The sequence below is a fragment of the Psychrobacter sp. MF31 genome, from assembly GCF_012847335.1.
Taxonomy (GTDB): domain Bacteria; phylum Pseudomonadota; class Gammaproteobacteria; order Pseudomonadales; family Moraxellaceae; genus Psychrobacter.
Genome location: NZ_JABBDX010000006.1, coordinates 132,002 through 153,352 on the forward strand (window position 1 = coordinate 132,002; position 21,351 = coordinate 153,352).

Consider the following 21,351-nt stretch of genomic DNA (forward strand, 5'->3'; position numbering starts at 1 on the left):
GCATAAAAATAAGATGACATTGATTTTTATCACATTTTTTATTAAAAGCGGCGTTACAGTAAGCTACGCTTTGGGCATTTAAAGTCATTATACTATAAGTATTTGGCGGTTTTAGCGTGGTTTTTGGCTGCATGGCAGGATAAATAAGAATAAAAAAGCTGTTTTTGGAGGTGAGGTTGGGATTTTGGTCGATGGATGAGTCATTGACATCGTGGTCGTGGAGCGATTTTGCCGGTTATGGCTGGGTGCTGCACATGTCGATGATGATTTTGATGACGCTGCGCATTGTCTCAGTTCAGCGCAATACGGGCGTGGCGATCGCTTGGGTGGCAATTTTATATGTGCTGCCGGTGATTGGGCTGATAGCTTATATTTTGGTGGGTGAGCCGATGATTGGCAATCGCTATCGCAAGCGGATGCTGGAGGCGCAGCTGTTAATCGACAATATGGCGGAGCGTGAGCGCTTGGTGTTTGACCAAGGTCAAAATTTGGTCGCGCCGCATTATAAAGGCGTCAGTCATATTGGGATGCGTGGGACGGGATTTGGGATTTTCACTGGTCATCAAATGCAGCTTTTGACCGCGCCTACAATTATTTTTGATCAGTTGATTGACGATATTCACCATGCTGAGCGCACCATTTTAATGGAGTTTTATATCGTTTATCCTAAAGGTCGCGTGATTGATGTTCTTGAGGCGTTAATGAAAGCGGCAAAGCGCGGGGTGGAATGCCATTTGTTGGTTGATAGCGTGGGTAGTTTTAATTTTTTTAATGCGGCTTGCTATCATGAGTTGACCGCAGCTGGTGTGGTGGTTCATCAGTCGCTTCCGGTAGGGTTGTTTAAGACGCTGTTTAAGCGAACGGATTTGCGCAATCATCGTAAAATTGTGGTCATTGATGAATTTATCGGTTATACCGGCAGTTTTAATTTGGTTGATCCAAAATTTTTTAAGCAAGATAAAGAGGTGGGGCAGTGGATAGATGTGATGATCCGAAGCGTAAGCCGCGAGCCGATCAGTATTGCCACGGCAATGGCAAAGGTGGTGGTGACGGACATTAGCGCGGAGAGCAATGACAATTTAAACGCGCTGCAAAAACGGCTGAGCAGCTATACCCGAAAGCTTTATATGAGGCATCCTACCATTAACGACATCAATCGCCGCGTTCGGGTGCTAAGCGATGCTAAAATGCTGACCGCTGCGCCAACGGGAGCGGTTTTTGTGCCGCCGATGCCTGTGGTTAATAATGTGACCGCGCAATTGATCCCGTCAGCGCCGCATCTGACCTCGCATGTGATTTATAATACACTGGTTACAATTATTCATCGGGCTAATAAGCGTATTCAAATTACCACGCCGTACTTTGTCCCCGATGAGGCGCTTTGCGGGGCGCTCGTGTCCGCTGCCAAACGTGGTCTTGAGGTGACCTTGATTATTCCTGAAAAGGTTGATTCGTTTTTGGTTCAACATGCCTCGCAAGCGTATTATCAAGAGCTGCTTGAGGCGGGGGTAACGATTGCGCTGTTTAAAGCGGGGCTATTGCACGCCAAAACGGTGGTGATTGATGATGATTATTGCTTATTCGGGACGGTCAATATTGACATGCGCAGTTTTTATCTCAACATGGAGGTCAGTCTTGCCATTTATACCAAGCAAATGGTCAAGCAAGTTGCCGATTGCCAAGAGGTTTATTTGCAAAATTGCCGATTTTTAGGGCTTAAAGAATGGAGTCAGCGCCATCGCGGTAACGTCTTATTTGATAATGTCATCCGCTTAATGAGTCCTTTGCTATAATATTAAGGATTAATGAACCATAACGTTGCAAAAATAACTTAAAAGCAAAAATCACTTAAAAAAGGAAACGCCATGCCTGCTTTGCCCCAATCCCAAGCAAAAACCGCGCTTGATTATGTGGCAGAGGGCTATTGGCAAGATTTTGTCGCCAAAAGACCGGTGGCAGGTGGCATGGCTTATGAAGCTGAGCTGCAAAGCTGCCAACTCGATGAGTCGCTGGCAAGCCTTCAGCGCGTGGATACGCTCATTAGCAACATCCGCCGCGATTTGCTAAAAACGGCGGCGCTAAATGAGTCACGGATTTTAAGCGATGAGCGCTATCGAAGCTTATTGCTGTTTTTGGCGTTTTATTCGGGGCGCGTTGTTACCCAAGCGTTGGGAGCGCCTTTGCATTGGTATAATGCCTTTGACATCAAAAGCCATGCGCCAAATTTAACCTTAGCCAGTGATGATTTTTATCAGCAAATGGCGCTTGGTATGAATAACCACTTGTTTTTTGCGCTTGAGCCGATTGGGCTGCGCTTATTTGGTACGGTGGATAGAGCGTTTCGCAGTGTTCAAAATCAGCCGATTGCTAGCGGACTTTATCAAGCCGTCAGCGACTTGTTAACGCAATTTGGGCAAACTGAAATCAATCCTCAAAACTTTCAAACTAAAATTAATCCAAGCTTACCAAAAAATACTTTAACAATGCCGTCATCATTGAATGGCTTATTAAATAAAGACAGTCAACCGCAAACAGAAGCTCAATCCGTGGCGGCGCTGCCATCTCAAAACAATAGTGAGATTTATTCCAATGTCATTCATCCCAACGTCATTCATCCCAACGTCATTCATCCTAACATTATTCAGGATAAAACGACGTCATCACAAGCCAATGAAAGTGCTGTCAACGAAGCCCCCGCGCAAAGCAGCCCTGTTTTGCCAACGGAAAATATAGTCAATCCTCCGATAAAAAATCCTGTGGTTAAAAAAGTTGCGCCAACGCCGGAAATCTTTACTCAGTTATTGACAGAGCTTGACACCATTGATGTGCCGCAACGTTCAGAGGTGGATGATTATCAAAAAGCGGTGAAGATTCTTGACCAATTTGAGCATCATATCACCAAGCAAAACAAGCCGCGCGCCGAGGTTCGGTTTTCTGAGGCAAATTTAACCGCTCGCCATCAGGCGCTCACCTTGCTTGAGCGCTCAGCCGATATGGGCAATACCGCCGCCATGCTACGGCTTGCCATGTATGAGCTGTTAGGCGAGGGCTTAATTGCGGATAAAGAAAAACGGACTGCTCAAGCGTTGGCATTGATAACCAATGCTGCTGATAGCGATAGCCGAGCTCAGCGGCTGCTCAGTCGCTTATACTATCAAGGGTTGTTTGTAGCTCAAGATTTGGCATTGGGTAAATTTTGGCTTGAGAAAGCGGCGGAAAATGGTCATCCTGAAGCGATAGATCTGACCCGACAATGGCAACAATCAGAGCTGTTAATCAACAGTCAAAAACAAGAAAATCATAGCATTAAGCGCTATCAGTTGTTTTTTGCAGTGTTGGTGGTGGCAGCGATTTTGTTGGTCATCTTTTTATAGTTTTTTAATTTTACATTTTTATAGTTTTTTTTACATGAAGTTAATGGCGATATGAGCACCGATTTTGAATTAAAACCTGCCGCGCTTGATAACCAAGCCCGTAAAGCAATCCCAATGCGACCGCCTTGGTATTATCAAGCGGCAATTAGCACATTAAAGCCGCTGTATCGCTTGCAAGTTTGGCGGCGCTCGCATCAAAATGCCAACTACCGCGATGAGGTGGCGGCGCGCTTTGGTCAGGCTTACCCGCCGACGCCAAAATCAGGCACAAAAGGCGTGATTTGGTGTCATGCCGTATCGCTTGGGGAGACGAACACGGTTGCGCCGCTGCTTGATGCGCTGCTTGCCGAGGGCTATCAAATTTGGCTGACCAATACCACGCAAACCGGATTTGCGCGCGGGGCAAGCCGATTTGCCAAAGATATTGCCAGTGGAAAGCTCAGTCATAGCTTTGTTCCTGTCGATAGCCCAAAGGTGATAGAGAAGTTTTTGGCGCACGTTCAGCCGATTGCTGCGCTGTTTGTGGAAACGGAGCTTTGGGCAAATATTTTGACCATTTTAGCCAAGCAGCAAATCCCCAGTATTTTGGTTAATGGTCGTCTGTCAGCATCATCGTTTACGCGTTATCAAAAAATCGCAGCGGTTAGTCAAAGTATGATGCAAAATTTAACCCTGATTGTCGCCCAAGACGCTGCTTCCGCTGAGCGCTTTTGCAAGCTTGGCGCAGCTCGTCAAAAGGTGGCAATGGCAGGATCACTCAAGTGGGTTATGACGCAAAGCCATGCTAAAAATGAGTCTCAAAAGAAGCCTCAAAGTGACTTCCAATTTCCAAGTTTTCCAAAAGATAAGCCAATTTGGGTTGCCGCAAGCACTCATGAAGGTGAGGAGCAAATTGCGCTTAATTTTCAACATCAGCTCAAAAAATCGGGCATTGATGCGTTGCTTATTCTTGTACCAAGGCATCCTGAGCGCTTTAATGAAGTGGCAAAAATGATTGAGGGTAGCGGCTTTTCGATGGCGCGCCGCAGTCAAGCTGAGGCGGTAAATTTGCACACGCAAGTTTACCTTGCTGATTCCATGGGCGAGCTGATGCATTGGTATCAGGCTGCTGATGTTGCGCTCGTTGGCGGTTCGCTGGTTGATGTCGGCGGTCACAATCCGGTCGAGCCGGCAAGCGTTGGCACACCGATTTTGATGGGGCAATTTACCTATTCTTGCCAAGACGTGGTGGATAAATTGGCGGAAGTTGGCGCGTTATTTCAGCCGGATAATCTAAACTATCAACCCATTCACCCAAAAAATTTGCAAGAAAGTGAGGGTTTTGACAGTGCCAATTTTAATGATAACGAGCAAAAACTATTGTTTGGTCAGCTTTTATTTTGGTTAAGTCAGCCAAAGCTTGCCGAAATGGCAGGTAAGGCGGGGGAGGATTTAGCAAAATCTCAGCAATCGGCGTTGACCGATCAGCTTGATTTTATCAAACAAGTGCTTGAACTTTTATAAACTTATTTATTATTTTATCTTTGTATTGTTTAAAGGATTATGTATGAAAAAAATATTATTAATGTTGAGCCTAGCAGTATTATTATGCTCATGTTCATCATCTAATGAGCCTGTTGCAGATGTTGCACCGAATACGCAAAACTATAACTCGGAAAGCGAAATTAATTCAGAAGTAAAAGATACTCCTGAAATTGTGGAGAATACACCTGATGTATTAAATGATGATAATGTAATTGAGACCAAAAGCGGCGATATGGATTTTGCAACCTGTGTAAAGCAGCAGTCAGAGACTGCGGAAGCGATTTCATCTAGCGGAAATTATAAAGTTATATCTATTGTAGATACTGATATAGTTTCAATGGTTAAATTTTGCACAAATGATAATCCAGTGATTCATACTTGCAGCGCACCAGATAATAAAGTAATAGTTACTAAAACAAGAAATAGAGAGGGATGTTAGCTGTAATAATGAGAAGTCATAGATATTATTGAGCCGACCTCATGAATTGTATTTTATTACCAAGCGCGCAAATTCAAAACTCAATTGCGACCATTACCGACCGCTTGCAAATTGCGCATATCAACCAAGTGTTAAAAGCTGATGTCGGCGCTTGCATTAAAATTGGTGAGATTGGCGGCAAGTTGGGTCGGGCAGTCATTCAAACGATTACTGAAAATGCGATCCTGCTCAAGGACGTTCAGCTCACTGAGGCGCCGCCTGCCAAGCTTGATTTGACCGTCGTTTTGGCATTGCCGCGACCCAAAGTATTGCGCCGATTAATTATGGATATGACCGCGATGGGCGTTCGCGATATTATTTTGGTCAACAGCTACCGAAGCCAAAAAAGCTATTGGCAAAGTCCAATGCTCAGGCGTTTAGATGAGTTTGTGTTAGAAGGGCTTCAGCAAGGGGTCGATACCATCGCGCCTAGTATTACATTAAAGCCGAGATTTAAGCCCTTTATTGAGGATGAGTTTGCAGCTTTAGCAGCGCGCAAAGCCATTGTTGCTCATCCTTATGCAAACGTTAGCTTAAAAGATTATTTACAAAATCAAGGCGATGCTTTCCAACGCGAGTTGCCCAATGTGGTTTTTATTGGCGCAGAAGGCGGCTGGATTGATTTTGAAATTGAACTGTTAGCGGCTCATAGTTGTCAACCGGTCAGCTTAGGATCGCGGATTTTGCGGACGGAGGCGGCGGTCAATGCGATTTTAGGGCAATGGCTGCTGTATTCGGACTCATAAGCTCCTAACTTGTCCCATTTTTAGGCGGTTAAATTAAGCAATTCATAGTAATAAAGTTATTGATAACCTTTATCAATTCAATTAGTATGGCGTTAGCTTTTAGCTGCTTGATTTTTTGTCTAATGCTATTTTGGAGACCGTGATGCCAAGTCGCGCGATGATGTCTGCTGCACCGATGACCACCCCTTTATTTTTAACACTTAAAACGAGCTCAGCGGCGCTGGCGCTCAGTGCCATGCTGGCTTTAACGGGCTGTAATAAACCCGCTGAGCAGTCATCAGCTGACAATGCTGAGGCACCAACCAAAAGCGAAAGCGCGGCGGCTGATACCGGTCAAACCGTGACCATTTATTCCTCACGAAATGAGCAGCTGATCAAGCCGCTTTTAGATGAGTTCACCAAGCAAACGGGAATCAACGTTGATTTGGTCACCGACAGCTCAGGACCCTTGATTGCAAGGCTAAAAGCTGAAGGCAAAAATACGCCCGCCGATATGCTGTTAACCGTTGATGCGGGCAATCTTTGGCAAGCCGCGCAAGATGGGTTATTGCAGCCGGTGCATTCAACCGTTCTTGACAGCAACGTTCCGGCAAAATACCGCGATCCGGACGGGCTTTGGACGGGGCTATCCCTTCGCGCTCGCACCATTTTTTATGACCCAAGCAAAGTCAAGCCTGAGCAGCTGTCGACCTACGCTGATCTTGCCGATCCCAAATGGAAAGGTAAGCTGTGCTTGCGAACTTCCAAAAAAGTATATAACCAATCCCTTGTTGCCAGCATGATTGAGCATTTGGGTCGCGATAAAACCGAGCAAATCGTTCGCGGCTGGGTTGCTAACTTGGCAACGGATGTGTTTAGTGACGATACCAATTTGCTTGAAGCCATTGCGGCGGGGCAATGTGAAGTTGGGATTGCTAATAGCTATTACTATGGTCGAATTGTCGATGAAAAGCCTGATTTCCCTGTAAAAATATTTTGGGCAAACCAAGGTACAACGGGAACTCACGTCAATATTTCAGGAGCAGGCGTCACCCTTGGCGCTAAAAATCCAGAAGGCGCCATCAAGCTTATGGAATGGCTGTCCTCTGATCAAGCTCAAGGCTTATATGCCAGCGCGGATAAAGAGTTTCCGGTTAAAGAAGGCATCGATAAATCGGCGCTGTTAAAATCTTGGGGCGAGTTTAAACAAGATGACATTAACGTGCAAAAATTTGGCGCGCTGCAAACCCAAGCGATCCAAATGATGGATAAAGCCGGTTATAAATAAACCAGTTTGCCTCTTTAAAGCGTTGTCAGTTTTTAAGCCGTTAAAATGGTAACCTTGTCATGATGACCCTACCAAAACCCCTCAAAGTGCCTCGGCGCATGATCCAGTTAAATCATGCGTCAAGCCCCATCACGCAGTCTCAGTCAAGAATGCTATCAAAATCAGTCTTAGGACTGATTTCGTTGTTTATGCTCATCCCCATTTTGGTGGTATTGTTTTCTTGGACGCAGCCGGTAGCTGAGGTTTGGGGTCACATGCGCGAGTTTGTGCTCCCTGAGGTGCTAAAAAATACGGCCATTTTGGTGATCTTGGTGGGTACAATCTCAGGTACTTTGGGGACGGGGCTGGCTTGGGTGACGAGCATGTATCGCTTTCCTGGTCAGCGCTTTTTTTCGTGGGCGCTTATGTTGCCGCTTGCGATTCCCGCTTACGTGCTGGCGTTTGTGACGTTAGGGGTTATTGACTTTAGCGGTCCTTTGCAATCAGGGCTTCGCGATTTGGGAATGACGGCTGCGATCCCTTCCATTCGAAACGTTTGGGGCGCGGGGGTGATTTTATCTTTTGCATTTTATCCGTATGTTTATTTGCTGGCGCGCCAAGCGTTTTTATCGCAAGGTCGAACGGCGATTGAAGCCGGGCAAATGCTGGGATTAAGTCGCGCTCAAGTGTTGTTTCGTCTGGCTTTGCCGCAAGCATTACCTTGGATCATCGGCGGATTAATACTGGCATTGATGGAGACGCTGGCAGATTTTGGCGCGGTGTCTGTTTTTAATGTTGATACCTTTACTACCGCCATTTACAAAGCTTGGTTTGGCTTTTTTAGCTTAACCACCGCCGCTCAGCTTGCAGCATTACTCATTGCGGTGGTGTTTGTGGTCGTTTTGATGGAGCAATATTGGCAAAGCAAACGCGGCGCGGTCATCACTCAAGGCAATCATCGCCGTTTTGAGGTCAGTGTTATTAAAAAATGGCTGCTCAGCGGCAGCTGCACGTTGATTTTTTTATTGGCATTTTTAATTCCATTTTTGCAGCTTATTTATTGGACAGTAGTAAATTTTCAGCAAGATTTTGATGAGCGTTATATTGGCTTTGTGACCAACAGCCTTGTGATTGCCAGTTTGACCACGCTATTTATTGCAATTATTGCTATTGTGATTGCTTGGATTAAGCGCCAATTTCCAGATAAATTGACCAAAATTCTTGCCACGTTTGCCAATTTGGGATATGTGGTTCCAGGGACGGTGCTGGCAGTTGGGGTGTTTATTCCGATTGCTTGGGTGGATAATTTGCTGATTGATCATGGCATCACCAAACTGCCTGTGCTCTCAGGAAGCGTGGTGGTGATGCTGCTGGCATTGTCCGCGCGCTTTATGACGGTGGGATTTCAGCCGATTGACCGCCAGCTGTCACGACTGACGGTCAATCAAGAAGCAGCGGCAAAGTTATTAAGTGACAATGCTTGGCAGCGCTGGCGGCAAGTGGTGCTGCCGATTTTAAGCCCAGGGGTGCTAACGGCGCTGTTGATGGGGTTTGTTGAGGTGATGAAAGAGATGCCCATTACTTTAATGACGCGAAGGCAAGGCTGGGATACGCTTGCAGTTCGGGTGTTTGAGATGACCAGCGAAGGCATGTGGGGGCGGGCAGCGCTGCCAAGCTTATTGATCGTGCTGGTGGGACTGATTCCGGTTTGGATTTTGCTTCGGCAAAGCGATAAATAAGGTCATAACGCCTTAACATAAATCGCTCAAGACAACAAATCGCATCGCTAACAGGATAATTTATGACGACAGAAATGCGGATGAAAAATCACGCTGAGCCTTATTTTACCGTTCAAGATCTGAAAGTGGGTTATGATGGGATGACGGTGGTTGATGGCTTATCATTAAGCTTGCAGCAAGGGGAAATTGGCTGCTTTTTGGGCTATAGCGGCTGTGGCAAAACGACGGCGCTGCGAGCGATTGCTGGGCTTGAGCCGACCATTTTTGGCAATATTGAATTAAATGGTCGCTGTTTGACCCATCAAGGTGGTGGCACTCGTATTGCTATTGCCCCTGCCAAACGCGATATGGGAATGGTATTTCAAGATTATGCGCTGTTTAGTCATTTAAGTGTTGCCAAAAATATTGCTTTTGGCTTAAATAAATGGTCAGCAAAAGCCAAACAAGATCGCGTGACGGAAATGCTAGAGCTTGTCGGATTATCCGATCATGCGGACAAACGCCCAACTCAGCTTTCAGGCGGTCAGCAGCAGCGGGTGGCATTGGCGCGCGCCCTTGCGCCAAAACCCAAATTGCTGCTGCTTGATGAGCCATTTTCCAACCTTGATGTCATCTTACGCGAGTCGCTTGCCATGAGCGTTCGCGATATTTTAAAGCAAACGCAAACCACCGCGATTTTAGTCACCCATGATCAAAATGAAGCCTTTGCCATCGCTGATAAAGTTGGCGTGATGAATGACGGCAAGCTGATTCAATGGGCAACGCCAAGCGAGCTTTATCATGAGCCAGAAAGCCCATTTGTGGCAGAATTTGTTGGTGAAGGTGCAATGATTGATGGCGTGATTCATGATGGCTATGTTGCCACTGCCCTTGGCGATATTTATCGGCGCTTAGAAGTGCCAGACCAAAACGGTCAGCCGCAATATTGCCATTATGATTATCCCAATGGCACATCGATTAAAGTTTTGATTCGCCCTGATGATATCATTCATGATGATGCCAGCCCTCAGACTGCCAAAGTTGTGGGGCGCGTATTTCGCGGGGCAAATTTTTTATATCGCCTCAAGCTTGCTGATGGTCAAATTGTTTTGGCGCTGGTGCCAAGCCATCATAATCACCCGATCGGTGCGGATATTGGTATTATACCGATGCTTGATCATGTCGTGGTGTTTGCAGATGATCATTTGAGCGCCTCGGTATGGTCAGAAGCGGATAAAATGGCTTAAACGTCGCCAATTAAATCCGCGCGATTATCCCTGACGCGTTGCCAAAATATGCAAATAACGCCCAAGCCATTTAAACGGCTCTTGATTGGAATATCGCAGCTCCATTGCAATCACAGCATCCGGATTGTTATGACCGCCGCGTTTTAATGGCGCATAATCATGAAAGACGCGCAAACCGCTGATCGTATCGATCTGATAATCGTGCGCTGCAAGCCAAGATTTGACCTCATTAATGGCTACCGGATGGTTGGGCGTTAAGCTTTTTTTATTGTCCGCTTGGTAGTTTTGCTTGTCGAGCAAATTAAAATTGCCCATGATTAAATTGCGATAATTAAAGCTTGCCGGATTATAAAAGCACAGTGACAGCAAGCCGCCCTTTAACAGCCTATTGTCAAAAAATTCCATCACCTCCCAAGGTTTCGCCAGCCATTCAAGCAGCGCATGGCATAAAATCACATCAAACTTTTCATCCAAAAGCGTACTTTCAAGGTCTTGATAAGGGCAAACATGCCAATTGATATTAGGCTTTGGTTCAATCAGCGCCGCTTTTTCTTGAGCTTTAGCAATCATATTGGGGGAGATATCATTGATCGTCACCTCATGTCCCATCACAGCTATTTCAAGCGCCAGTTGACCCAATCCTGCGCCCACATCAAGGACTTTTAGCGGTCGCCCCAGCTTGGCGCTTTTGGCATCAATCACCGAAAAAATATCCCGACGTAGCACGGCAAGACGGATATCGCCTTTTAAATTGCCATAGACTTTTTTTTCAAAATGATCGGCGATGGCATCAAAGCTGCGGTCAGCTCTAGGCGTTTTAGCTTGAGTCATAATTTTATATTTTGGTGGTAAAATCGGCGTCATAGTAACATGTCATATCACAATTGGCAGTAGCTTTTCTCTAACAATTCGCGTATAAAAAGTAAGGTAAGCGCAACAAAACACTGATTCATCATCACGAGCTAAGGACAGCCATCATGACGCCATCTTTTTTGCCAAAATTTCATCTCAAAGCCTTATCGCTTGCCGTGGTCAGCAGTTTATTGCTGGTCGGTTGTAACGATGACAACGAAACCGTTTATTTTCAAAACACTCCTGAAACGATCAAAAGCTTCACTGCCGATAAGTTAGATACTGCGCTTGCGCAAATCTCGCCGATTGGCAAAGCAATCACTCCTGACGCCAAATGCGGCGTGGTCGTCGAAAAATTCAGCTATCAAACTCAAGGTTCGGCGGGCGAGGCTGCGACAGCAACCGCCGCTTTGATGCTGCCAAGTGGCACGAGCGCAGACTGCCAAGGCGAGCGACCGCTACTGCTCCACGCTCATGGCACGGCTACTGAAAAATCGTACGATTTTACTCAAGTTGGCAACGGTCAAAACCAAGCTGGATTTCGAGCAACCTTAATGGCAGCCAACTTTGCCGCTCAAGGTTATATCGTTTTGGTTCCCAATTATGCCGGCTACGATAAGTCTGATTTAAATTATCACCCTTACTTGAATGCCAAGCAGCAATCTCAAGAGATGGTCACCGCCCTTGATACGGCGCGCCGCGTTATCGCTGAGCAGCAAAGCGTGAACAATCCCAATTATCAAAAGGTAAAAGATTCAGGAAAACTATTTTTAACAGGCTATTCGCAAGGCGGTCATGTGGCAATGGCGACGGCAAAATTGCTTGAGTCGCAAAATCGTCCGGTGACTGCTCTTGCGCCATCGTCAGGACCTTATGCCTTAGCAGCGTTTGGGGATGCGATATTTGGAGGCAATGTCAACGTTGGCGCGACGGCGTTTGCGCCACTCATCGCCCGAAGCCTGCAGCCTGCAAATCCCAAGATTTATACCAAGTTATCCGATATTTTTAACAAGCCTTACGATGAAACCTTACTGCCAACCCAAGGCAGCTTTAATGACTTAATTAAAAATGGCAAATTACCACAAACCGCGCTATTTCAAGCCGCACCGACCGGAATTCCATCGCTTGACCCAATCTCACCACCGGATAAGTTTGGGTTTGCAGATAAAAACTACTTGATTAGAACGGACTACCGCGCTCAGTATTTAGCGGATGCTCAAGCCAATCCTGATGGCTTATTGGTACAAGGCGGGAATTTACTTCCTGCCAATAATCCGCAGCAGCCGCTACGAGAGGCATTAAAAGCAAACGATTTACGTGGTTATGCGCCTGCCATGCCGACTTTTATTTGTGGTGGTAACCAAGACCCAACCGTTTTTTATGACCTAAATACGGGATCAATGAGCGCAATTTTACAGAAATTGGCGCAAACTTCTCATAAAAATCTTAACGTGACTGTATTTGATGTGGATGCAACGAACAAAGCTCAGCGACCCAGCAATAACTTGCTAACGTTAATTGGCACCGCGTCAGCAAATCCTTGGCAACTTAATGATGTTGCGACTCGCGTTCAATCGCAGTTTGCTAAAACGGTTGATGCGACAAGCTCAGCGGCTTATCAGCAAGCGCTTGATAGTGGTGCAACGGTAGAAAACGCTCAAAAAGCCGCTCAAGCCGCAGTATTAAGCAGCTATCACGGCACGCTTGCCAGTACGGCTTGTACTGAAGCAACCCGCGAGTTTTTTGATCAAAACTTTGTAAAGGTCAAAGCATCATAAAATGTAAAATTAGAAAAAATAAAAACGGTATCAATAGATGCCGTTTTTTTTGTGAGTCAAACTTATATTTGCAATCTTCTTTAAGTCATCCTTCATAAGCTATTTTTTAATCATAAAATTTTATGATTTTTTCTGTAATTATTGTAATTTATTGTACAATGCTACTTGTAAAATAAATTTATAAATGAAGGTTAATTAAAAGAGGAGAGGTTTATGCCCCGATCACCGTTATTTAAAGATGTAACGTTAACGGCGCTTGGTAGAGAGCAGCTCCTCGATAGCAGCAGCCAAATTAAAGGTCGCGAGCGTCAGTTTTTATTATTGCTTGATCGAGATGACAGCGTCAGCCAACAGGTTTGTGCGGCGATGCTTCACAAAGTCAATGTAAAAGAATTGACGCAACTTGGATTGGTTGTCATCAACAATAATGCTGGCGAGGACAATAAACTTCAGCAAGGAACAAAACCTCAGCCGCTACCTACTTATCCAAAGCCGCTAACACCGGTTGAGTGCTCGTTAGAAGCACCGACAGAAAGCTTTGTTGAGCCTAACCCGATGCTTCAGCTGGCGGCTGGACTGGTTTAAATAGCAATTAAAATATCGCCGTGACTGTCAACATTTTAATAATAATGATCATAAAAAAGCTTGTCGCGATTTGACAAGCTTTTTTGTTTTTAAGCTAAAAAAATGGCTAAATTTGATCCTAACTTATCCCAAAAAATTTACTGCAATAAGCGGGGCAATTACCGCGCGAATCCCCCTAATTGGGCAAATTTGTGCTAAAATAAACGCTTTTAATCAGCTTGAAAATCATAGGAAATAGCGCCGTTAGTTAGCGCTTTTTTGAGAGTCAGGGTTGTCACGATTTGATCTTGATTCAGCAAAATCAGCAATCAAAAAAGCGCCAAATTGCCAGTTTTAATATGGCTAGTTTCTATGAGGAAAGGAGTGTTTATGAGTGACTCGGTCAGTCCGATTGCCATTGTGGATGAGCTAAAGCAGTCCTATTTGGATTATGCGATGAGCGTGATTGTCTCGCGCGCGCTTCCTGATGTGCGAGATGGATTCAAGCCGGTACACCGCCGCGTGATGTACGCCATGCACGTGTTATCAAACGACTACAACAAAGCTTATAAAAAATCGGCGCGTGTGGTGGGAGATGTCATCGGTAAATACCACCCGCATGGCGACATCGCGGTTTATGATGCGATTGTTCGGATGGCGCAAGATTTTAGTTTGCGCTATCCGATGGTGGACGGTCAAGGTAACTTTGGTTCAATTGATGACGATCCACCAGCGGCGATGCGCTATACCGAAGTCCGCATGACCAAGTTGACCCATCAAATGCTTGCCGATTTGGACAAAGATACGGTCGATTGGGAAGACAACTATGATGGTTCAGAGCGACTGCCTAGCGTTCTACCGGCGCGAGTGCCAAACCTTTTGGTGAATGGTGCCACCGGAATTGCGGTTGGAATGGCAACCAACATGGCGCCGCACAACTTAACCGAAGTCATTAATGCCTGCTTAGCTTACGCTAAAAACCCGCAAATCACGGGTGAGGAGCTAATGACACACATTTCAGGACCCGACTTTCCAACCGGCGGCATCATTTACGGCAAATCAGGAATTGTCGATGCTTATCGTACTGGCAAAGGTCGGCTGCACATTCGCGGTCGCTACCATATCGAGCCAATGAGCGACAGTGGCGTTAACCGTGACCGCGAGCGTATCGTATTCACCGAAGTGCCCTATCAAGCTAACAAAGCCAAATTGATTGAGCGCATTGCTGAGCTGGTTCGCGATAAAAAGCTTGAAGGTATCAGCGAAATCCGCGATGAGTCGGACAAAGACGGCATGCGAATTGCCATTGATTTGCGCCGCGGCGAGAACGCGGAAGTGGTGGTGAACAATTTATTTTTGCAAACGCCGCTTGAATCCAGCTTTAGTATTAATATGGTGGCGCTTGATAATGGTCAGCCAAAATTGTTAACGCTGCGCCAATTGATCGCTGCGTTTGTTCGCCATCGCCAAGAAGTCGTCACTCGCCGAACCATTTTTGAATTAAATAAAGCTCGGGTTCGTGGTCACTTGCTTGAAGGGTTAACCGTTGCCCTTGCCAATATTGATGACATTATTGTTGCCATTAAAGAGTCAGCAAACCGCGGTGAAGCTCGTGAAAATTTGCTAGGTAACACGTGGCAGTCCGGAAGCGTCGTTGCGATGCTTGAGGCAGCAGGAAGCCAAGCGGTTCGCCCTGATTTTATCGAAGGCGAAGACCTCAAAGCGCCGTTTGGATTGATTGAAAACCAATCGCGCTACCGCTTATCGCTTGACCAAGTGAACGCCATTTTAGAAATGCAGCTTCACCGTTTAACGGGTCTTGAACAAGACAAACTTAGCGATGAATACAAAAGCTTGCTGCTTGAAATCAACCGCTTAGAGTCCATTTTGGGTGATTTTGAAAAGTTAATGGCGGTCATTATTAATGAGATGATCGAAATTCGTGATGAGTTTGGCGATGAGCGTCGAACTGATATTGTGGATTCACGCGCCGATTTTAGCCGTGAGGATTTAATCCCTGAGCAAACGGTCGTGATGACGGTATCGCGAACCGGTTACGCCAAAACGCAGCCCATTGACGACTATGTCGCGCAAAAACGTGGCGGTAAAGGCAAATCCGCCACTGCGATGAAAGAGGACGATGTGATTGACCATTTGGTCGTTACCTCAACCCATGATACGGTGCTTTGCTTTACTGATAACGGTCGCGTGTTTAGCCTTCGCGGTTTTGAAGTGCCGATTGCTAGTCGCGGCGCTCGCGGTCGACCGCTGGTCAACCTCATCAACCTTGATCCTGATGAAACCGTGACCACCATTTTACCAATTCCGCGAAAGCGTGATGACAGCGATCATCATTTTGTATTTTTTGCCACGGCAAACGGTACGGTCAAGCGCGTTGATCTTGAGCAATTTGCCAATATCCGCTCCAATGGCTTGATTGCGCTGAGTCTTGATGATGGCGACAAACTGGTTAATGCTCAACTGACCAATGGCAGCCAAGAAGTCATGCTGTTTTCCTCAAGCGGTAAAGCCATCCGCTTTAATGAAAATGATGCTCGGGCGTTAGGTCGAACCGCTCGCGGCGTTCGCGGAATGCGTATCGATGATGAGGAGCAAATTAAATCTTTGGTTGTCATTGATAACAATGTCAAAGAAATCTTGATTGCTTGTGAAAACGGCTTTGGCAAACGCACCTTTATTGAGGAATTTAACACGCAAAATCGCGGTGGCGGCGGTGTGATCGCCATTAAAACCAGTGAGCGTAATGGCGAGTTGGTGCGAGCGGTGAAAGTTGAGCCAACCGATGACGTGATTTTGATTTCTAATAAAGGCACGCTGGTTAGAACGCCCGTTGAGTATATCGCGAGCACCGGTCGCAATGCGCAGGGCGTCACCTTAATTAAGCTTGCCAGTGATGAAAAGCTGGTGTCCATTGCCAGTGTCGAAGGTGATGATAGTGATGAAAAGCTGGTGTCCATTGCCAGTGTCGAAGGTGATGATAGCGATGATGCGCTGGTTGACGCTTTAATTGATGACGGCGTTTTTAATGCTGAGGCGCAAACTGAGGTCAGCACTGACATTGATGATACCGATTTAGGCGATCCTGATCTTGATGATGAAATGGACGAGCGCTTTGATGATATTGCCAGTATCTCGCAAGCTCAAGAAGGCGAGCGCGAATAAGTCAGTTATCAAATTGAGTTAAAAAAATAAATTAATGAGCTTTTAAAAGCCTTAGACGGGGCGCGTCTGAGGCTTTTTTATTTAAAAAAAGGTTTAAATCAAGGCTGGTGTTATGATTAACAACCCGACCGCTCAAGGAACGATTGCAGCGGTATTGGCAAATTTTTTATTTTCGGTATTGTTTTTATTTGGCTTGATTTTGCAGCCCTTGACCGGAACGCAAGTTGCGGCTTGGCGCGTTATTATGATGCTGATAAGTTTAGTGGCACTGATCACCTTATTAAAGCAGTGGTCAGCAGTTAAGAACTATTTAAAAACGCTCAAGTCCGTCCAAGATTGGCTGTTATTTGTGCTGCCAACGCCGATTTTGGGGGCGCAACTTTGGCTATTTATGTGGGGACCGGTTAATGGCTTAGGGCTTGATGTGACCTTGGGCTATTTTTTATATCCACTGGTGATGATCGTGATTGGTCGCGTTTTTTACCATGAAGCCATGAGCCGATTGCAATGTCTTGCGACCAGTTGCGCGGCAATTGGCATTGGTTATGATATTTGGCTGTTTGGGCATATTTCTTGGGCAACGCTATTTGTTTGCTTGGGCTATCCGCCGTATTATTTGATGCGCCGAAAGCTTGCTGTTCCGCCAATCACTGGACTGCTTGCTGATTTAACCTTGTTATTACCCGCAGTTATTTTTATTTTAGGGCAATCGGGCGGCTTAGTTTTATTTAAGACGACGCCAAAACTTTGGTATTTATTGCCGCTGCTCGGCATTTTGAGCACCGCGGCGATGTCTTTAACCATGGTTGCCAGTAATAAGTTGCCCGTGTCGCTATTTGGGACGCTTTGCTATTTAGAGCCGATTTTCTTATTTATTTTTTCTTTGACCATTTTGCACCAAAGCGCCAGCGAGGGCGGTTCGGTCATCATGTATGGGCTGATTTTTACTGCGCTTATGATCATGGCAATCGATAGTGCGCTTGGTTATTGGTCACGAAAACAGACGGATCGCTTGCAAGGTTATGGCGAGCTGCAAGTGGCAACGTTTCCAACGCGTAGGCGGATAAAAAAGTACCGCGTCAAAAGTTTGCTTCTAGTTCGGCGTTTTAGAAAACGCGCAAAAAAAGCAATAAGCAAACAATAATCTTTGACTTGTCAGATATTATTTTTCGTAACCGAATCTTTACCCTTGGCTGTCAAAATGAGGTGATTACGCTATCATCCTTAGCATCAATTTTTTATTCATTTTGGATCAAAAGGTTACGCTATGCTGCATCTTCATCATTTAAGTCAGTCACGATCGCATCGTATTTTGTGGTTGCTTGAGGAATTGCAACTTGACTACAAACTTACGTGTTACGAGCGCAATCGGGCATATCTTGCCCCTGATAGCCTCAAAAAAATCCAGCCGCTAGGTCACGCGCCAATTTTGGAAGTCGATGGCAAACCGCTCATTGAGTCAGGATTTATCATTGAATATTTGCTCAAACATTTTGATAAAGATCATCAGTTTAAGCCTGAAGACAGCGATGAGACGGCTTGGGAAAATTACACCTTTTGGCTGCATTTTGCCGAAGGAGCAATCATGCCGACCTTGGTGATGCGCTTGGTTTTTACCAAAGTCGTTGATAAATCGCCACTGCTTATAAAACCTGTCAGTAAAGGTATCCAAAAGCAGGTTGAACACAGTATGATTGCAGGCAATTTGAACGTCATGCTCAATATGATGGAGCAGCATTTAAGCGACAATCATTGGTTTGCCGGAGCAAGTTTTAGCGCGGCGGACATTCAGATGTATTTTGCAGCCGCCGCCGCCAACGCGCGACCAAGTCTTGATCAGGCTCAATTTGCCAATATTTTAAATTGGATGAAGCGTTGCCAAGCCCGCGCGGCGTTTCAGCGCGCTGAAGAAAAAGGCGGCAAACTGACGTTTCGTTAACTCAATTGCAAGTCAAAAAACGTTTTTAAAAAAATGGTTTTAAAAGGAGCGCTATACCAGTGCCTGTTTCGCCAAAGCCGCCAAAAGAGCCTTTAATCGATTACAGAAATGACGTCGATCTACCCGAGCCAACGCCGATTGATGTTAAGTCTTGGCTGCAAAAGTTACTTGTAGCATTGCTTTGCGCCGTCAGCTTTTACGGCGGCTGGAAGGCGCATGAGTCAAACGTCGTTAAGCAGTGCCTAGCACATGGGGGTCAGTTGGACAATTCAGGTCAAGTGCTACTTTGCAAATCGCCCTAGCCGTAAACTCTCGACCTAATCCAAGGTAAAGCCATGCTGAAATTAACTTTTCTAGGAACGTCAGCAGGCGTTCCTACCAAATCGCGAAACGTCACCGCGCTTGCGGTTGAATGCCTGAATCCTTTTGATAACATTGTCAAAAAAAAGCGACCGTGGCTGCTCATTGACTGCGGCGAGGGCACTCAGCATCAATTGCTTAACACTAATCTGTCCGTCCATCAGCTTGCCGCCATTTGCATTACCCACGTTCATGGCGACCACTGTTACGGCTTACCGGGGCTGCTGGCAAGTGCGGCAATGTCCGGTCGAACTGCGCCGTTAACCTTGATTGCGCCAAAAGCCATTGCTAAGTTTTTGGACGCCATCACGTTAACCACCGAGCTTTATTTTCCGTTTGCCATTGAATTTTTGGCGATTGAAGATTTGCTTGCTCAGGACAAAACCGCCGATTTGACTTTTAGCCCTTATCATCAAGTAACTATTGATATTAATGCGCTCTCGCACCGCGTTGCCTCATTTGGCTTTGGTATTTCGCAATCGTTGATTAAAAACACACTAGATAAAGAAAAACTGCTTAATAATGGCATTAAGCCGAGCAAAATTTGGGGAAAGCTTCAACAAGGTTGTGATGTGACGCTTGAAAATAAGCAAATTTTAAAGGCAAAAGATTATTTAATTACTGAAAAAATCAAAACTAAAATCGTTGTAGCAGGCGACAATGACACGCCAAGCTTACTTGCAAAAACGCTTGCTGATAGCGATTTGTTAATCCACGAAGCGACATATTCAAGCGATATTTTAGCAAAAATAAAAGCTAAAAATTTGGACTTTGACCCGATGCATAGCAGCGCGCTTGAGGTTGGTCGCGCGGCTGAAAATTTTGGGGTGAAAAACTTAATTTTGACCCATTTTAGCGCGCGCTATCAAGGCTTTGATGATGAAGCAAGCACGACGCCAAATATGGCAACCATTCGCATGGATGCAAGGCAAGCTTATCAGGGCAACCTTTGGCTAGCAAAAGACTTTACCCAGTATTTGGTTGATGGGTCAAAAGCTGTTGATACCGTAGAATATTTAGGTCAAGTTTAGCAAGAGCTTTCATCATCAAGCGCCAATTTAGCTTGACCAATCCAAAAGCGGCTAAACTGATACGCCACGCGACCTGAGCGACCGCCGCGCTCCGATGCCCAGCGCAAGGCTTGCGATTTTAGCGCCTCGGTCAAGGTAAATTGACCATCGTTAGCGCTTGCAATCACCTCACCAAGCGCAATTTTTTTATCCGCCGTATCCTTGATAATTTGCTGGTTTAAATAATGCGCCACGATTTGCAAATAGGTGTCTTGATTCATCGGATAAAAAGACAGCCAAACGCCAAAGCGGTCGGACAATGACACGGTCTCATCAATGGTCTCGTAAGGGTTGACCTCATCGGTTTGACCGTTATAAATGTTAAGGTTGTCTTTCATCAACTGCGGCAACAAATGACGGCGGTTACTGGTCGCATACACCAAAAGTTTATCTTGCTCAGAATCAAGCGCACCATCAAGGACGCTTTTGAGCGTTCGATAGCTTTCATCTTGACCGTTAAATGCCAAATCATCGCAATAAACGATATAGCGGCAAGGGCAGTCTTTAGGCAACTTGTGAATGGCGGCGCGGATTTTATCTAGCACGAGCAGGTCATCGCGGGCGACCTCAATCACGCGCAAGCCGTCTTTGTGATAGGCATGAAGTAGCGCCCGAATGAGGGAGGATTTTCCTGCGCCGCGCGTTCCGGTCATCAGCACGTGGTTCGCCGGATAACCTTTTAAAAACTGGCGCGTGTTTTGCTCAAGCTTGGCTTTTTGCTTGTCGATGCCTTGCAAATCATCAAGGCTGACAAATAAGTTGACCGTGAGCGGCTCTAAATGTCCGGTTTGACCGCCAACCCAGCGATAGGCTAACTGCTCGGGGTCAATGCTGATTTTTGGGGTCACGTGCTGCGCTAAATAGTTTTCAAGCAGCGCTAAAATGGGCGCGGGAAGGGCGTAATGGCTCGCGTTAAAATCAATGCTGTCGCTGCCTTCTAATACTGGATTGAAGCTCATAATCCCTCACTGACTTAAAATTGGCTTATAGTATACCTTGTTTTTAAATCGGAGTGATTTTCTAATCCTGATATTGTTTGTTAGCTATTTTTTAATCTTTTTCTATCAATATGCCTAAGTTGTTACAGCCTAGTTGATATCCATTGTCACAGGCTTTGGCAAAGTACTTTTTTGCTATTACTAGGGCGTGTTTACAATTCATCTTACAATGAACGATAGTACACGCCAGATAAAGCATTGACTTAAAATTACGAGCTAACTTCTCATAACGAGTAGCGATACTACGAAAATGTTTGAGCCTTGCAAACATATT

17 protein-coding genes and 1 pseudogene are annotated in these 21,351 nt (G+C 45.6%); 15 read left to right on the forward strand and 3 right to left on the reverse strand.

From position 1 onward, the window contains the following. Positions 1-170: 170 nt before the first annotated feature. The 8 genes from HF322_RS09370 (at position 171) to HF322_RS09405 (ending at position 10,333) form a co-directional block, all read left to right on the forward strand. A complete protein-coding gene (locus tag HF322_RS09370; RefSeq protein WP_375138535.1) occupies positions 171-1,793 on the forward strand; it encodes a phospholipase D-like domain-containing protein in 1,623 nt (540 codons plus the stop codon). 72 nt (positions 1,794-1,865) lie between these two features. After that, the gene (locus HF322_RS09375) at positions 1,866-3,374 is read left to right on the forward strand and encodes a tetratricopeptide repeat protein (RefSeq protein WP_169393186.1); all 1,509 of its coding nucleotides are present in this window, start codon (positions 1,866-1,868) and stop codon (positions 3,372-3,374) included. Positions 3,375-3,425: 51 nt separating this feature from the next. Further along, positions 3,426-4,877 carry a 3-deoxy-D-manno-octulosonic acid transferase gene (locus HF322_RS09380; RefSeq protein ID WP_188211248.1) on the forward strand — a complete coding sequence of 484 codons (1,452 nt, stop codon included), beginning with the start codon at positions 3,426-3,428 and terminating at the stop codon, positions 4,875-4,877. A 43-nt stretch (positions 4,878-4,920) separates the two neighbouring features. Further along, positions 4,921-5,337 (forward strand): hypothetical protein, encoded by a 417-nt coding sequence (locus tag HF322_RS09385; RefSeq protein ID WP_169393187.1) that lies wholly within the window; start codon positions 4,921-4,923, stop codon positions 5,335-5,337. Positions 5,338-5,378: 41 nt separating this feature from the next. Then, positions 5,379-6,122, forward strand: a complete 744-nt coding sequence (locus HF322_RS09390; protein ID WP_169393188.1) for a 16S rRNA (uracil(1498)-N(3))-methyltransferase — start codon at positions 5,379-5,381, stop codon at positions 6,120-6,122. 142 nt (positions 6,123-6,264) lie between these two features. Beyond that, entirely contained in the window at positions 6,265-7,389 is a 1,125-nt protein-coding gene (locus HF322_RS09395; protein WP_223193253.1) for a Fe(3+) ABC transporter substrate-binding protein, read from the forward strand. A gap of 98 nt (positions 7,390-7,487) precedes the next feature. Further along, the gene (locus tag HF322_RS09400; RefSeq protein WP_223193254.1) at positions 7,488-9,107 is read left to right on the forward strand and encodes an iron ABC transporter permease; all 1,620 of its coding nucleotides are present in this window, start codon (positions 7,488-7,490) and stop codon (positions 9,105-9,107) included. A gap of 62 nt (positions 9,108-9,169) precedes the next feature. Further along, positions 9,170-10,333: an ABC transporter ATP-binding protein gene (locus tag HF322_RS09405; protein ID WP_169393190.1), complete on the forward strand. Its 1,164-nt coding sequence runs from the start codon at positions 9,170-9,172 to the stop codon at positions 10,331-10,333. 24 nt (positions 10,334-10,357) lie between these two features. Here the strand turns inward: HF322_RS09405 and HF322_RS09410 are convergent, their stop codons facing one another. Further along, positions 10,358-11,197, reverse strand: a complete 840-nt coding sequence (locus HF322_RS09410; protein WP_169393191.1) for a methyltransferase domain-containing protein — start codon at positions 11,195-11,197, stop codon at positions 10,358-10,360. 113 nt (positions 11,198-11,310) lie between these two features. Between HF322_RS09410 and HF322_RS09415 the strand changes: the two genes are divergently transcribed. From HF322_RS09415 to HF322_RS09445, 7 genes are all read left to right on the forward strand, one after another. Beyond that, on the forward strand, positions 11,311-12,963 hold the full coding sequence (locus HF322_RS09415) for a S9 family peptidase (protein WP_169393192.1): 1,653 nt from the start codon (positions 11,311-11,313) through the stop codon (positions 12,961-12,963). Between the two features lie 213 nt (positions 12,964-13,176). Continuing rightward, positions 13,177-13,548 carry a hypothetical protein gene (locus HF322_RS09420; protein ID WP_169393193.1) on the forward strand — a complete coding sequence of 124 codons (372 nt, stop codon included), beginning with the start codon at positions 13,177-13,179 and terminating at the stop codon, positions 13,546-13,548. Between the two features lie 369 nt (positions 13,549-13,917). After that, positions 13,918-16,710 (forward strand): DNA gyrase subunit A, encoded by a 2,793-nt coding sequence (gyrA, locus tag HF322_RS09425; RefSeq protein ID WP_169393194.1) that lies wholly within the window; start codon positions 13,918-13,920, stop codon positions 16,708-16,710. A gap of 112 nt (positions 16,711-16,822) precedes the next feature. After that, the gene (rarD, locus tag HF322_RS09430) at positions 16,823-17,854 is read left to right on the forward strand and encodes an EamA family transporter RarD (RefSeq protein WP_169393195.1); all 1,032 of its coding nucleotides are present in this window, start codon (positions 16,823-16,825) and stop codon (positions 17,852-17,854) included. Positions 17,855-17,977: 123 nt separating this feature from the next. Further along, positions 17,978-18,649 (forward strand): glutathione S-transferase, encoded by a 672-nt coding sequence (locus HF322_RS09435; protein ID WP_169393196.1) that lies wholly within the window; start codon positions 17,978-17,980, stop codon positions 18,647-18,649. Positions 18,650-18,708: 59 nt separating this feature from the next. Then, positions 18,709-18,951 carry a hypothetical protein gene (locus HF322_RS09440; protein WP_169393197.1) on the forward strand — a complete coding sequence of 81 codons (243 nt, stop codon included), beginning with the start codon at positions 18,709-18,711 and terminating at the stop codon, positions 18,949-18,951. Positions 18,952-18,984: 33 nt separating this feature from the next. After that, the gene (locus tag HF322_RS09445; protein WP_169393198.1) at positions 18,985-20,040 is read left to right on the forward strand and encodes a ribonuclease Z; all 1,056 of its coding nucleotides are present in this window, start codon (positions 18,985-18,987) and stop codon (positions 20,038-20,040) included. Here HF322_RS09445 and HF322_RS09450 read toward each other — a convergent pair. Then, complete coding sequence (locus HF322_RS09450; protein ID WP_169393199.1) at positions 20,037-21,038, reverse strand: ATP-binding protein; 1,002 nt, start codon at positions 21,036-21,038, stop codon at positions 20,037-20,039. The two genes, HF322_RS09445 and HF322_RS09450, sit on opposite strands and share 4 nt — an antisense overlap. A gap of 214 nt (positions 21,039-21,252) precedes the next feature. Next, positions 21,253-21,351 (reverse strand): annotated as a pseudogene (locus HF322_RS09455) (IS5/IS1182 family transposase); the annotation flags it as partial.

What these genes read in the sequence shown, in the direction of transcription:
- HF322_RS09410 (WP_169393191.1), bottom strand. Translation starts at nt 11,197, where the DNA reads ATGACGCCGATTTTACCACCAAAATATAAAATTATGACTCAAGCTAAA.
- HF322_RS09375 (WP_169393186.1), top strand. Translation starts at nt 1,866, where the DNA reads ATGCCTGCTTTGCCCCAATCCCAAGCAAAAACCGCGCTTGATTATGTG.
- HF322_RS09400 (WP_223193254.1), top strand. Translation starts at nt 7,488, where the DNA reads ATGATCCAGTTAAATCATGCGTCAAGCCCCATCACGCAGTCTCAGTCA.
- HF322_RS09420 (WP_169393193.1), top strand. Translation starts at nt 13,177, where the DNA reads ATGCCCCGATCACCGTTATTTAAAGATGTAACGTTAACGGCGCTTGGT.
- HF322_RS09380 (WP_188211248.1), top strand. Translation starts at nt 3,426, where the DNA reads ATGAGCACCGATTTTGAATTAAAACCTGCCGCGCTTGATAACCAAGCC.
- HF322_RS09405 (WP_169393190.1), top strand. Translation starts at nt 9,170, where the DNA reads ATGACGACAGAAATGCGGATGAAAAATCACGCTGAGCCTTATTTTACC.
- HF322_RS09450 (WP_169393199.1), bottom strand. Translation starts at nt 21,038, where the DNA reads ATGAGCTTCAATCCAGTATTAGAAGGCAGCGACAGCATTGATTTTAAC.
- HF322_RS09435 (WP_169393196.1), top strand. Translation starts at nt 17,978, where the DNA reads ATGCTGCATCTTCATCATTTAAGTCAGTCACGATCGCATCGTATTTTG.
- HF322_RS09395 (WP_223193253.1), top strand. Translation starts at nt 6,265, where the DNA reads ATGCCAAGTCGCGCGATGATGTCTGCTGCACCGATGACCACCCCTTTA.
- HF322_RS09390 (WP_169393188.1), top strand. Translation starts at nt 5,379, where the DNA reads ATGAATTGTATTTTATTACCAAGCGCGCAAATTCAAAACTCAATTGCG.
- gyrA (WP_169393194.1), top strand. Translation starts at nt 13,918, where the DNA reads ATGAGTGACTCGGTCAGTCCGATTGCCATTGTGGATGAGCTAAAGCAG.
- HF322_RS09415 (WP_169393192.1), top strand. Translation starts at nt 11,311, where the DNA reads ATGACGCCATCTTTTTTGCCAAAATTTCATCTCAAAGCCTTATCGCTT.
- HF322_RS09445 (WP_169393198.1), top strand. Translation starts at nt 18,985, where the DNA reads ATGCTGAAATTAACTTTTCTAGGAACGTCAGCAGGCGTTCCTACCAAA.
- HF322_RS09385 (WP_169393187.1), top strand. Translation starts at nt 4,921, where the DNA reads ATGAAAAAAATATTATTAATGTTGAGCCTAGCAGTATTATTATGCTCA.
- rarD (WP_169393195.1), top strand. Translation starts at nt 16,823, where the DNA reads ATGATTAACAACCCGACCGCTCAAGGAACGATTGCAGCGGTATTGGCA.